We start from the raw sequence: 12,992 nt of genomic DNA, 5'->3' as shown, positions 1-12,992 counted from the left end.
TTGCGCTTCAAATTTAATGCGGTAATTTTAGCGAAATTTTAATATAAAGCAAGAATAACGGCGTTAAATTCATGAAAATTTATGATTTATGCGTGAATGAAGGACTAGTCGGCGGAATTTATCGGTACCGTGCGGCGAGAGGCGGTTTAAATTTTAAAATTTACGGCGTTTGCTTTGATGCGCTACGCGGCGGGCGGCGGAAATTTTATCGAGGATCGGTCGTCGTCTTGGTGCGGCAATGGAGACCGCTTGCGCTTTACGCGCAGCTTTGGCAGCTAAAGGGCGTGAGCGACGCGCAGGGCTTTGCGGCGCTTGCTGCGGCGGCAGTAGCAATAGCGGCTAGGTAAAGCAATAATAGTAGCGATGAAAGGCGATAATATCGGCGATGGTGGGATTTTTGATATACAATGGCGATGATAGAATTTTGATCGAAATTTACTCACGCGGCGATGAAATTTTAATTAAAACTATCGGCAGAAGCGGCGAAATTTTAATCTAAAGCAGGCCGCGTAGCTTTTATTAAAATATCGGCACGTAGCGGCTCTGATAGAAATCGGCGACAATCTGCAGTAGAATTTTGTGGCTTTTTATATAATTTTTCTACGAGTTTGCCGTGATCTTTTCGTGATTTTTTAAAATTTCAGACGGTATTTGCGCGGTTTATTTGCGGCGGGATTTTGCGGTTCGGTTAAATTTACAGAGCTATTTTAAATTTAGAAAGCCGTTTTAAATTGTGCAGAGGATGCGGTAGCCGAAGCGAGGTATCCAGTTTTAAATTTGCAAAGCCGTTTAAATTTATAAAGTTACTTCCCGTGGCGCCTCTTTTTTGAGCGCTCTTTGCGTGTTTAAATTTTGAGTGCAGCGCTACCTCAGCCGCTTTAAGCGCATTTTTGAAATTTTATAAATTTTCGAGCTTTCGTTTTGGCTGAAATTTTGATCCACGACCTGATCCGCCGCCGCTTTCGCCCAGGCTTCATCGAAATTTTGCCCGTTTAAATTTGCGCTGCTGGAGTAGAGCCAGTCAAATTTACGTAAAAACTCCTCGTGGGCGCACTCTTTTACGACACGCACGGCTTTGGCGTTTGGATATAAAAAGGTCGTTTTCCTCGCGCGGCGCACTAAATTTTTAAATTTAGCTGGCACGCGAGCGAGATTTTTTAGCTCGCTAAGCTTCGCCGTCGTTATGAGGCAGGGTTTGTCCGCCGCTCGGCGTTTGAGTGCGTTTATCTCGCGAAAATCCTTACTCAAAAATCCCGCCGTCGTATCCGTCTGCGCCAAATAGATCATCTCTCCTCCAAATTTACGCCTTTTTCCTATCTTTAGCCAGCAAAAATATGCACGAGATAATGAGCGTAAAGCCCGCAAAATCAAGAAACACGAACTCCGTCCCCAGCCAAAAATAAGCAAACGCCGCCGCGCTCACCGGCTCGATGCACGCGATCATGCTCGCCCTGCTCGCGCCTATTATCTTTAGCCCCGTCATGTAAAAGCTAAACGCGCATATCGTGCCTAAAATCACCACCGCGACAAGCGCCGCAAAGCCGTCTGCGTCGCTCACGCCGCCCAGCTGCCAAACCCGCGTGTAAAGCGCAAGCGCGCCGCCGCCGATGACCATGCCCCAGCCTAAATTTAACGCGACGGGGTATTTTTGATTTAGCTTAGTCGGGATGAGGCTGTAGATCACGACGCCAAGCGCGCTAATGAGGCACCAAACCAGCGCCTCTGCGCTGATAACGAGCGAGCCAAGATCGCCGTGGGTAGCGAGCAGCACGACGCCCAGCACCGCGAAAATGAGCGCGATGAGCTCGACCTTTTTAGGCACGCGTCGTTCTAAAAAGCAAACGACGGCAAGGATGAGCGCGGGCGCGGAGTACTGGATCACGGTCGCGACGGCGGCGTTTGAGAGCTCGACACCGCAAAAGTACGAATACTGTGTCATCATAAGCCCAAAAAACGCGTAGATGAGCAGCTGCGGCAAAAGCACGCGATCTTTTAGCGGAGCGAGGGCTAGGCGCGGCGAGCGAGCGATGTAATACGCTACCATCGCAAGCCCGGCGAGGCCTAGGCGGTAGGGCACGAGCCAGTCGGCGCTGACGCCCTTTTGCGTGAACAGATACTGCCCGCAAACACTGCTAAATCCCCATAATACGCCGCCAAGAAGCGTGACGAAAACACCGAAAAATTCACTCTGAGATCTCATTTGCCGCCTTAAATTTAAAGCCAAAGTATATAATCTTATGCTTAAGCTGGGGTTAAATTTGGGCGAGAGCTAGCAGGGTAAAGCTAAATTTGATTAAGCCAAATTAAACGGCGAAAACTCTAAAATTTAAAAAGAAAAAGGAGAAAATTTAAGCGAAACGACTTTTATGATTATATTTTACTGCGCTTGCGCACTGTTTTTGGCGGCGGTAGGATACTTCGCTTTGGGCGTTTTGGCGAAATTTTACGCTTTTATTAAATTTGCCACGCGCCTTTGCTTACAAGACCCCAAATTTAGCCTCGCCATGTTCGCGCCCGCGTGTATTTTATCGCTTTATATCGCGCTGATTTCGACGAAAATTTTTAGCATTTATCTCGCCTGCGCAGAGATTTTGCTCGCATTTACGTATGTTTTGACTTTTTGTGCCTAAGCGCGGCGAAGGCAAAAACAAAGCTGCTAGATAATTTAAGCGCAAAAAGGATTTAAGAGAACCCGAAAAACTCGCCAAAGAGGCGCTAGAGCGGCTCACAAACTCGCCGAATAAAGAAGGAGCGCTACTACAAGCAAATTTTATCAGAATAAAACTAAAGCAAATACGCCGCGCGGCTTAAATTTATGGTTTTAGCCGTTTAAATTTAGCGTTTCGCGCGTCAAATTTGAGCTAAATTTGCGCTCATTTATCGACGAGTACGGTCAAATTTAAACAACCCTTACCGAGTCGGCTAGCGACGTCCGAAAATCCGTCCGAAAAACGCAGTCGTTTGGCGAGCCCTAAGCGAAACAAATGCCAGCAGCTGCCTACAAATCTGCACAATAAGATATGCCGATATCATCACGCAAAAATTCGCAATGCCAAAGCCGATCATTTCATAGTATGAAAATAATTCTAGCCTCATCTGTGCTATGAACTCTCGCGTCGGGCGATAAGAGTGCCATATGCTATAACCAGAGTAAAAATCATCCAGTCCGCCGAAAATCAAAAAGCATACGATAAGCGCAAATAAAATAATGCCTTGCGAAAGCGCTTGGGCGTTGTTTTTGTTTTCCTCAAGCCTACCGGTAGCCCCTTTTGCCACGCCGTAAAGTCCCGCAAACAGCAAACAAACTAGCATAAAAAAGTACAAATAGCTAAGATGAAACGACGCTACGTCGCCAAAGGCGGTTTTAGTCTGCGCTACGTTTATAGCAGGATAAAAATCCGCCATAAATGCCGTAAAATCTCTAAAATCTGCGTGAGCGGACAAGATGTCTTCGGGCACGATAAATAGGCTCAAAGCAGCCAAAATATAAGCGATCAGGCTAACAAAAAAGGCGATTTCAAGCTTCCTTGCAGCCAATCTTAATCTTGCTTTTAGTCTTATCATTTTCTTGCTTTATATTTTGATCGCAAACGGCGCAAGCGGGAATCTAAAGAGTTTTAAAATTCCGTGCGCCTTGCGGTAGGATTTTAAAATTTCAGAGTCTATGGTAGCGCTCAGCCAAATTTAGAATGCAAATTTAACATCTAAATTTGGCTGAATTTATGGACGTCAAATTTGGCGGCTAAATTTGACGATTTTAGTTTTAGCCTCATTCGCCGCCCAGATACTCCTGTAGGCTCTTAACCTCCAACGCGCGACTAAAGCGGCTAAATTTAAAGCGGCGCTTTAAATTTAAACGAGCGCCAGCTTCAGTACCTCTTCGATCCGATCCACCGGCGTTATTTTCAGATCGTTTTTGACCTCGTCCGGGATCTCCGCTAGGTCGCGCTCGTAGTTTTTGCGCGGGATCAAAACCTCAGCGATTTTGGCTTTGTGCGCGGCGATGAGCTTCTCCTTAAGCCCGCCGATCGGCAGCACCTTGCCGCTTAGCGTGATCTCGCCCGTCATCGCTAGATCTGCGCGTACCTCGCGCTCGCTTAAAATCGACGCGATCGCCGTGCTCATCGTGATGCCCGCGCTCGGTCCGTCCTTCGGCGTCGCGCCCTCGGGTACGTGGATGTGAAGGTCAAATTTATTATAAATCTGCTCCGAGCTTTCGGAATTTTCCTCCGCGCCTAAATTTCGCGCCGCCGAGCTTTTAGACGCGCCGCCATTTGCGCGCAATGCGGAGTTTTTGCCCGCGCGTGAGGCTTTTGCCACCTCCGCGCCTTGCCCCGCTTGTAGCTTGCCCTCGTCGATTAACACCTTCACGACGCTAAAGGCGATCTGCGCGGATTCTTTCATCACGTCGCCGAGCTGGCCCGTGATCGTCATCGCGCCCTTACCCTTGATCTTGACCGCTTCGATCTTGAGCACGTCGCCGCCTACCGCAGTCCACGCAAGCCCGTTTACTATGCCGATTTGATCGCGTTTTTCAACCTCGTCGATCTCGAAAACCTTTTTATTTAGGAATTCGCTTAAATTTTTCGTCGTCACGACGATCTTTTTAAACTCTTTGTCTTTTAAAATTTTAACCGCGACCTTGCGGAAGATCGCTGCGATCTGGCGGCGCAGGTTTCGCACGCCGCTTTCGCGCGTGTACTCTTCGATGATCTCGGCAAGAGCTGCGGGGTTGATCGCTATGTCGGCGGCTTTTAAGCCGTGGCGCTGCAGCTCCTGAGGGATCAGATAGTCTTTGGCGATCTGAAATTTCTCCTGCGGCGTGTATGAGCTAAGCTCGATAAACTCCATCCTATCGCGCAGAGGTGCTGGTATGAGAGATACGTCGTTTGCCGTGGCGATAAAGATGATCTTGCTAAGATCGATGTTGAAATTTAGATAGTAATCCCTAAAGCTCGAGTTTTGCTCGGGGTCTAAAATTTCAAGCAGAACCGCCGTCGGATCGCCCTTGTATGAACTTGAAATTTTATCAATCTCATCAAGCACGATGACGGGGTTCATCTGATTTGCCTCGATGAGGCCTTGCACGATACGGCCGGGCATCGCGCCGATATAGGTGCGGCGGTGTCCGCGTAGCTCGTTTACGTCCTCGAGCCCGCCCAAAGCGATGCGGATGAGTTTGCGCTTAAGCGCGGTCGCGATGGAGTTTGCAAGGCTCGTCTTGCCCACGCCGGGAGGGCCGTAGAAACACAGAATTGCGCCACCGTTTTTGCCGTCCTCTTTGCTCTTCTTGCCGCTTGTGCCGCGAAGCTCTAAAAGCTGCTTTAGCGCGAAATATTCCTCGATGCGCGCCTTGGGCTTTTTTAGGGAGTGGTGGTCTTTATTTAGCTGCGCGGTGACGCCCTCGATAGACATCTTGTGTTTGGCGGTCTTTTCAAAAGGCACCTCCAAAACCCAGTCCAGATAGCTCTGCACTAGCCCGGCATCGGCGCTGTCCGGATGGAGGCGGGCAAATTTATCGATCTGCTTTTTGATCTCTTTATAAGCATCCTCGCCTAAATAGGGCTTTTTGGCTTCCAGCTTTTTGCGGTATTCCTCGATCTCGACGTCGCGATCGGCATCGCCGCCGAGCTCCTTTTGGATCTGTTTGAGCTGCTCTTTTAAAAAATACTCTTTGTTCGTCTTGTCGATCTTGGAGTGAACTTTGCTTTTGATCTCCTTTTCGAGCCTCTGCGCTTCGATCTCGTCGGAGATGTAGTTGATGAGGTTGAAAAGGCGCTTTTGCAAGTTGCTCTCGGTAAAAAACGAGTAGGCTACCTGCTTTTTTAACCGCAGTGCGCTTAAAATGAGATCGCAGACGCGCGCGGCGTCGGTGCCGTCGTCGATGGTTTTAAGTAGATCGTTCGGGAAAAAATGCGTGAGCGTGCTAAGCGTCTTGGTTTTTTCCTTTAGCACGCTTACTAGCGCGTCTAATTTCTGATCGTTGCCGCGCTCGTCGTGGATGATATCGACGGTAGCGACCAGCGGATCTTGCGAAATTTCTTTTACGATTTTGCCTTTTAGCGCGCCTTGGAATAAAATTTTAACCCGACCGTCAGGAAGCGGCACGGTTCTCATCACGGAGCCCACTACGCCTGCGTTATAGATACCGCCGAAGCTTCTATCGCCGCTAAATTCCGACTTTGAGCTTACGACCATTATCATAGATTCGTTTTTGGCGGCTAGATCGAGGGCTTTTTTGTTATGCTCGTCGCCGATGAAAAGAGGCGCTATCATAAATGGATATAAAAATAGCTCGTCCTCGACGATGATAGGCAGATCGCTAGGGAAGGTTGTATTTTGCATCAGTTGCATCGCTCCTCCTACTCGAAAATCGCGCGATACCAAGGCGAGCGCGGTTTGATTACGTCGGTGCCGTTTAGCGGGGATTCTTCGATGCGCTGCTCGTAAATTTTGGCAGAACTTTCGCGGTCAGTGCGCTGGTAAAGGTCTTTGATGTCGATATTTAGCTGATGCTCGGCAAGTCTGAGCTTTGTTAGCATCGTCTCAAGTAGCGGACGATACTCGCTCTGCGGGTATTCAGCTATAAATTTTCGAATTTCGTCGATGCTGTTTAGCATTAGCTTTTGGTTGCGATTTGGGCGGCTAAAGGAGTCGAAATTTGCTCTAATTTTTAGAAATCTCGCGTATTCGATCTTTTGCGTCGTGCCGTAGAGGCGGATGTATTCGTCTAGGTATTTGTTTGCTTTCTCGTAGTTTTCATCCTCCACAAAAGCCCACGCCATAATGAGCGTCATCTCCTCAAGCAGAGGCGAAGCGATATGCTCGCTAGAAAAGCTAGTGTAGTGCTTCTCGGCATCCTCCATATTTGCGTTGTTAATATCTTCTAAAATTTTAGAATACCATGCCTCGGGGCTTAGGTTAAAAAGCTCGCCGTCGCCTTTACCACTGCAGCCGCCGATAAACGCGATAAATAGGAGAGCGGATAGAATTTTACTTAGATTTGTCATAAAAAATCCTTGGAATTTATTTAGCTCGTAATTTTATAGTCTTTGAGTAAATGCAAGCTTAAATTCCGCGTTCAAATTTAAAAATGGAATTTCTTTAAAATTTTTGTGCGTTCGGGCTTAAAAATCTTTGTAAACCAAAAAAATTTACGCGATAAATTCTAAATTTAAGTTTAACAATAGTATAATTAGCGCCGATAACGCAGAGTAAGTTTGCGTTTCCGTAATTTCAAAATTTTAAAGAAAGGATGTAAGATGAAAAAAGGTTTTACTCTAATTGAGCTGATCTTTACTATCGTGATTTTGGCGATCACGACGATGGCGATCCCGCGTATCGTCGCGCAGACGACCGAGCTAAATGCCCTTGCGATCAAAGAGGAGCTCGTATATAATGCTAAAGCTTTTATGTCTCGTATATCTAAAGCGCAGTGGGATAGTGCATATGCAGGAGATGCTAGCTGCGGAGGCGATACCGGCTGCATGAAAAGAATTTTATCGGTAAATCCGTCGATAAAGTTACCGGATAATAGCACTATGGAAGCTAGACCGGGAATTTTAGATGAAGCTAGTAAGCGCGAGGTCAGCACTCAAGCTCCGGCTACGAAAGGGCAATTCGGCAAAGGAGATAATAGAATTTCTTTCGGTGGCGGTCGTTATAACGATATCGACGATTTCGACCAGTTCACGACGGATATAACGGTTGGTGATTTGGTGGGCTCTAGTAGCAAGGGTGATTTTATCCTTAATACTAGGATTAATGTCGATGTAGATTATGTAGTAGAGCCTTTTACTGCGGAAGATTATGCTAAAGGTACCGATATAAACGGAACCCTTAGTGATCAACCAGCCAATGGCTCCCCTACCAATATAAAGATGGTTAGGGTTGCCGCCACGGATCTAAACGATGCCGTAGCTAAAGATGGTACTGCCAAATCAGTAGTTTTAAAAGCGTTTCTATCCAATATCGGCGTCGGCGTTCAGACAGCCGTCACTAGACGATATTCCCGATAGGAGCGCGAGATGAAAAGAGGTTTCACCCTTATAGAGCTTGTATTTGTTATCGTAGTGCTAGGCATCATCTCGATGTTTGGCGCTGATCTATACACAAAGATATATAAATCCTATGTGCATGTACGTGCAGTAAATCAGCTGGAAGCTAGAACACAAAATGCAATGATGCTAATAACAAATCGCTTGGAAGATAGAATAAAAAGCTCTACTATAGGCAGAGAACTTAGCTCAAACCAATTTGTGCCAATTAGCGCTTTAGATGATCCAAAATACGATATATTAGAGTGGATCGGACAAAGCGTAGAGACGAGAAATATAAATAAGAGAACTCCGGGTTGGAGTGGCTTTATGTCGATGTCTCAACTCCGAGATGACAAATGGAAAACAGGTACAGAAGATGCAGGCTACATTGGAAATACGAGAGCTACATTCAATATGGTATCCCTAGGTAGCGATTTCCCCCAAGTGGCTAATATAGTTGGAAATTTAAGAGCTACGGAATACGGTAAATCGTCCACTAATACTCAAGTTGCCGTTATCTTTAGGGTCGTCACGAATGATGCTTCACCTACTAGCGTAGGTATAGGCTTTGGCTACGATAGAAAGGTCGACGTGAACGGTAGCAATCGCGTGCTGATCGCCGTAGGCACTCCTAGTGCTGCGGGTAGCGGTAGTATGGAAGGTGAGACTATCACTATAAATCAATATCCGTTGAACCCGAACAACGATAAATCACAGGAATTCTCCGAGCAATACTATATAGCTCATAGTGCCTACGCGATTGTTCCAGATCAAGTCGTAACATATATGAAAAATAATGCAGGTAAAGTATTAAGTAAGAATTTTAATCTACTCTTGAAATATAACTATCGTCCATGGAGCACTGTTGCAGATGATGCGCACTCATATGACACTGCTAGTAGCTCGCTACTAGCCGAGGATGTGAGCTTGTTTAAATTTAAGGATGATAACGGTGCCGTTGCGCTTAAGCTATGTATGAGAGACGACGGCAGAAATTTCGATCCCGCAGAGTTGGATCTAAACGTTTGTAAAGCACAGGTGGTGTACTAATGAAAACTATGCAAAAGGGCTTCGCTCTAGTAGCAGCCATATTTTTTATCATCATTGTAGCGACTACGGCGATTACGGCACTATCTATCGCGTCTATGACGGCTCGCGATGTCAATAATATTCAAGGCAGAGAGCAGGCGCTACTACTAGCTCAGAGCGCTACGGAGTTAGCAGTCCTTGCTATGCAAAAGCACCAGTATCTAACTACTGAGCTTAAGGAGAAGAACGCTACAGCTGCGACTAATCCTACACTAAATACGATTACTCTTGTGTATCCGTCAAATGATCCAGCTCAAAAGATGTTTGATATCACCGTGACATTCGGATATTTCGATACACAGCTGGGTGCGCCCGGCAATCATACCGTCGCTTATAGTAATTTTGGGCAAGGCTCGTCCGAAACACTTGCAAATGGCAGCGTAGGTAAAATTTTAAGTCATGCCGCACTCGTAGATGTAGTAGTAAAATCTAACGTAGCGGTTATGGGGAGGCCGCAGATTACGTATCATAGGCGCACTATTCAAAAACCATAATGTAAAGGAGAGGCGATGAATTTAAATATCGTAGGTAAGCAGTTTGAGCTAACAGAAGCTATTAAAAATTATGTAGAAAACGCATTTGAGACGCTAGAAAAATATAATCTCGACATCATCTCGGGGCGTTGTGTAATTTCTGCTGACGAGAAGCAAGGCAAAAAGGGCTTCGTGGTGGATTTCTCACTAAATTTAGCGCATCAAGACACTATCGTTGTGCGTCAAAAAGATAAAGATCTCTACGCTGCCGTCGATCTCATCGTAGATCGTGCTTCAAAAGTTCTACGCAGATACCACGATAAGGTAAATTCTCACAAAAATCGCGACGAAATGAAGCAAAACGCCGTAGATAATGCGGTCGGTGCCAATAAGCCAAATTTAAACGATGAAGTTGATGAGATCGTTCCTACCGAGCTGGATCTATATAAGCCGCTAGAGATCGATGAGGCGCTAAATAAGCTTAAAGAAAGCACCGATCAGTTCTTGGTCTTTAACGATATGGATGCTAAAATGCGCGTGCTTTATAAGCGCAAGGACGGTAAATTCGGTCTGTTTTAGCTAAATTTCATATTCGGGTATTTGAAATTTCAAGCGCTCGAGTTCTGATGAAATTCGGATCGGGTGCTTTTTTAAATCGTCTCTGTTATAACATAGCGCCGATGAACTTTGGAAAAATAGCTGGTCATGTTTTTGCAAAGTCTAAATTGCGATGTCTTTAATTCGCTGCACTAGGAATTTTTACAGAGTAATACCGCCCGATTTTTAGTTGTGACAAGCCTTGTTGCGAGAATTATCTACGAGCAGTGAAGCCGTAAAGCGAATGTGGGTGAAGTTGCGTGAGCAAAAAATCGCGCTCAACTCGCCGTAAGCGAGCCGGCTTTTCGTAGCGGATGTAAAATTTATTTCAACATCAAATCGTAACAGAGCTTTTGAATTTTAAAATTTGCTGAAATTTTTGATAAATTTCCGCATTTTTTATATTTTATGAAATTTTTTCATCGTTAAGTTTTCATCGCGTTGTCGTTATTTGTCGTCCCATTTGAAATAAATTAAATTTTAATTATAAATCTTTCAAATTGCACTGTAATTTAAGCAAAAAAAATGTAAAATAATAGTCAAAAATTATGTTATTGACCGGAGGGTAGTATCATGAAAGTTAAGAGTTTTAGCTTTGCGCCCATTTTAGCGCTGTTGTTTTGTTTCGCGACGGGAGTATTCGCAGATGATGTTAGGTCGAACGTGAAGATAAATCCTGCTACCCCAATAAGCAACGAGTATCGTGACGATGGCGTGCTGGACGGAAAGAAAGGCAGAAGTGGTTGGGATTGGAACGGAAATCAGGGTTTGTATAATTTCACCACTATAAAAAATCGGTCTGACGAATTAAACCAAAAGCCGATAGTTAGATTCGGCGGTGCGGGCACATACGTCTTTGGAGACTACGCCGTGACCGGAAAGCCGGTGATTAGTTTAAGCTGGCCTTCTGCTCTAGGCCGTGATTACATGTGGGGAGCAAAAGGCACATACATTAAAGATGACGGCGACGGACAGTTTTATTTGAATAGTTCAAAAGCTGTTTTGAGGCTTCCTAAGGGCGTGACTAAAAACGATATAGTCTATGCGAGACTTTATTGGCAGGGAAATATATTCAGCACGACTGATTTTGACAGCGAAGCAGAATACAAAAGCAAAGACGGAAAAAAATTGACCGGTTTTGCTAAGGGGTATACACGGGTGAAATTTAAAATGAAAAGCTCGAAAGGTAAAGCTAGCATAATAGAAGATGTTTATAGAGATAGATGCGAAGGAACGGCTGCTTGGAACTTTTTGGCAAAATCTCGCAAGCCCTTACGTTTGCGTTTAAAATATGGCTGCACTAAAGATATTACCGATCTAGTCAAGCAATATTTTAAAGATTATTCCGACAGCATTGAATTTACTGTAGGAAACGTAAAAACGAGTGATGGTGAGGATCAAAGCGGTGCAGATTTTACCAATGGAGAGTTCAACAGCGTTCGTCTTGGGCCGTACGGCGGATGGGGAATAATCGTAGTATATGATAAAACCGCCCCGTCCAGAAGGGCTTTGCTAGATAATTTACAATCTAACGATAGCGTAACGGGTCAAAAAATGACTTATAAAGAGGCCGTAGAATATAAAAATAAATATTTTAAACCAAAAAACGTAACTATTTACGGCGATTATTTTGTCCTCACCCCTTGGGATAATGGATATACGCCTATAAACATTAACGCTACCATCAATGGATTTTATACACCTAGAAGTGGGTCCGTAAGTGCAAAGCTAGGGTTTTTAGGGTTTGGTGGCGAGAGAAAAATGACCTCCGACGAGTATTTTAAAGTTCAACACAAAGGAACCGCACAAATGGATTCGCTATACGGATCCGGTGTGGTTAATCAACGGTTAGCTAACGATCGCGCTAATATATACGACGGCTCTGTCGCTTTACTTATAAATGATAACGGCACCTATAAGTATAGCTATCCATACGGCACTGGTTATTTAGGTGGATTTGATCTGGACGAATTCGATATCGGTTCAAAGATGAAGAATGCGCAATCTAGTCTAAACATCTCTTTGGGTGCGGCGTATGAAGATCTCAACGGAGGTCAAGCCGATCAAAACTTCATAAGTATGATTGCTATTTCCGCCGATTTGTATGTCCCTCAAATGTGCTATCAGTATGAAGTCTATAACGCCTCTAACTGGGTTAAATTCTTTGATAATGATGGTAACCGAAGAAGCGAAGAGGATGTAAAAAAACTACATGAACCTCCTGAGCAGATCAAAAACCCGGTAGTTGCGGGTGAAAATATCTATTATAGAATGAAATTTGAAAATAGATTGAATGGCGGCGATAGCGAAGATGCAGCAGGTGCGGTAGTATCGATCGACTTTGGTCAAGCCGGCGCTACCTATACCAAAGATAGCGCTACTATAAATAACGAGCTAGTCGTAAATGATCCTATCAATACCACTACGGATACCATACCTGCGGCGGCTGCAGAGAAGCTGGTCTATCTACGCGATGGTCAAAAGGGTGCATATAAGACGATGAAAGATGTCATAAATGGCGGCACCCCAAATGTCACGGATCCTATCTATAACGATAGGCAGTTTACTGCGCTTGACGGTAATATATTGAAATTTTATATAGGTCAAGGCGCGGGAGACTTAACTCCTTCTTCAACACCGGGCGGTAGTCCTGTACTTGTAGGCGGATTAATGCAGCCAGGTAAAGCGGCGTATGGTGAGTTTAACGCCACCGTCAATACGGGCGCAACCATATTGCAGGCTCCTGCCGTGACACTAAGTTATAAGATGAGCTTAGATATAGGCGGCGGTCAGC

General features: G+C 45.2%; 11 protein-coding genes and 1 pseudogene. 7 read left to right on the top strand and 5 right to left on the bottom strand.

Annotation, left to right across the window (positions count from 1 at the left end; genetic code table 11):
* Nucleotides 1-71 precede the first annotated feature (71 nt).
* On the top strand, nt 72-347 hold the full coding sequence (locus tag Q0614_RS09705; protein WP_298788353.1) for a hypothetical protein: 276 nt from the start codon (nt 72-74) through the stop codon (nt 345-347).
* Nucleotides 348-864: 517 nt separating this feature from the next.
* Here Q0614_RS09705 and Q0614_RS09700 read toward each other — a convergent pair.
* The 5 genes from Q0614_RS09700 to bamD form a co-directional block, all read right to left on the bottom strand.
* Nucleotides 865-1,287 (bottom strand): Sua5/YciO/YrdC/YwlC family protein, encoded by a 423-nt coding sequence (locus Q0614_RS09700; RefSeq protein WP_298788352.1) that lies wholly within the window; start codon nt 1,285-1,287, stop codon nt 865-867.
* 13 nt (nt 1,288-1,300) lie between these two features.
* Nucleotides 1,301-2,200, bottom strand: coding sequence for a DMT family transporter (locus Q0614_RS09695; protein WP_298788351.1), 900 nt, complete (start codon nt 2,198-2,200; stop codon nt 1,301-1,303).
* Between the two features lie 722 nt (nt 2,201-2,922).
* Nucleotides 2,923-3,564: a hypothetical protein gene (locus Q0614_RS09690; protein WP_298788350.1), complete on the bottom strand. Its 642-nt coding sequence runs from the start codon at nt 3,562-3,564 to the stop codon at nt 2,923-2,925.
* Nucleotides 3,565-3,852: 288 nt separating this feature from the next.
* A complete protein-coding gene (lon, locus tag Q0614_RS09685; RefSeq protein ID WP_298788348.1) occupies nt 3,853-6,354 on the bottom strand; it encodes an endopeptidase La in 2,502 nt (833 codons plus the stop codon).
* A gap of 8 nt (nt 6,355-6,362) precedes the next feature.
* On the bottom strand, nt 6,363-7,010 hold the full coding sequence (bamD, locus tag Q0614_RS09680; protein WP_291939567.1) for an outer membrane protein assembly factor BamD: 648 nt from the start codon (nt 7,008-7,010) through the stop codon (nt 6,363-6,365).
* A 252-nt stretch (nt 7,011-7,262) separates the two neighbouring features.
* On the opposite strand from bamD, the gene Q0614_RS09675 reads away from it, so the two are divergent.
* From Q0614_RS09675 to Q0614_RS09655, 6 genes and pseudogenes are all read left to right on the top strand, one after another.
* Complete coding sequence (locus Q0614_RS09675; protein ID WP_298788346.1) at nt 7,263-8,018, top strand: type II secretion system protein; 756 nt, start codon at nt 7,263-7,265, stop codon at nt 8,016-8,018.
* Nucleotides 8,019-8,027: 9 nt separating this feature from the next.
* Nucleotides 8,028-8,093, top strand: a pseudogene (locus Q0614_RS12590) (prepilin-type N-terminal cleavage/methylation domain-containing protein); the annotation flags it as partial.
* A gap of 390 nt (nt 8,094-8,483) precedes the next feature.
* The gene (locus tag Q0614_RS09670; protein WP_298788343.1) at nt 8,484-9,089 is read left to right on the top strand and encodes a hypothetical protein; all 606 of its coding nucleotides are present in this window, start codon (nt 8,484-8,486) and stop codon (nt 9,087-9,089) included.
* Nucleotides 9,089-9,622 carry a hypothetical protein gene (locus Q0614_RS09665; protein ID WP_297994703.1) on the top strand — a complete coding sequence of 178 codons (534 nt, stop codon included), beginning with the start codon at nt 9,089-9,091 and terminating at the stop codon, nt 9,620-9,622. Before Q0614_RS09670 ends, Q0614_RS09665 begins: the two co-directional genes overlap by 1 nt.
* Before the next feature lie 15 nt (nt 9,623-9,637).
* Nucleotides 9,638-10,180: a ribosome-associated translation inhibitor RaiA gene (gene raiA / locus Q0614_RS09660; protein WP_297882144.1), complete on the top strand. Its 543-nt coding sequence runs from the start codon at nt 9,638-9,640 to the stop codon at nt 10,178-10,180.
* A 591-nt stretch (nt 10,181-10,771) separates the two neighbouring features.
* On the top strand, nt 10,772-12,992 hold a 2,221-nt coding region (locus Q0614_RS09655; RefSeq protein WP_298788340.1), incomplete at its 3' end, for a hypothetical protein.

Source organism: uncultured Campylobacter sp. (assembly GCF_937997595.1).
In the GTDB taxonomy this organism is placed as follows: Bacteria; Campylobacterota; Campylobacteria; order Campylobacterales; family Campylobacteraceae; genus Campylobacter_B.
Note: the sequence above shows the minus strand (reverse complement) of the source record. Positions and strands in the feature narration are given on the sequence as shown.

Excerpts from the sequence above, each read along its gene's own strand:
- Q0614_RS09705 (WP_298788353.1), top strand. The coding sequence starts at position 72 with ATGAAAATTTATGATTTATGCGTGAATGAAGGACTAGTCGGCGGAATT.
- Q0614_RS09700 (WP_298788352.1), bottom strand. The coding sequence starts at position 1,287 with ATGATCTATTTGGCGCAGACGGATACGACGGCGGGATTTTTGAGTAAG.
- Q0614_RS09695 (WP_298788351.1), bottom strand. The coding sequence starts at position 2,200 with ATGAGATCTCAGAGTGAATTTTTCGGTGTTTTCGTCACGCTTCTTGGC.
- Q0614_RS09690 (WP_298788350.1), bottom strand. The coding sequence starts at position 3,564 with ATGATAAGACTAAAAGCAAGATTAAGATTGGCTGCAAGGAAGCTTGAA.
- lon (WP_298788348.1), bottom strand. The coding sequence starts at position 6,354 with ATGCAACTGATGCAAAATACAACCTTCCCTAGCGATCTGCCTATCATC.
- bamD (WP_291939567.1), bottom strand. The coding sequence starts at position 7,010 with ATGACAAATCTAAGTAAAATTCTATCCGCTCTCCTATTTATCGCGTTT.
- Q0614_RS09675 (WP_298788346.1), top strand. The coding sequence starts at position 7,263 with ATGAAAAAAGGTTTTACTCTAATTGAGCTGATCTTTACTATCGTGATT.
- Q0614_RS09665 (WP_297994703.1), top strand. The coding sequence starts at position 9,089 with ATGAAAACTATGCAAAAGGGCTTCGCTCTAGTAGCAGCCATATTTTTT.
- raiA (WP_297882144.1), top strand. The coding sequence starts at position 9,638 with ATGAATTTAAATATCGTAGGTAAGCAGTTTGAGCTAACAGAAGCTATT.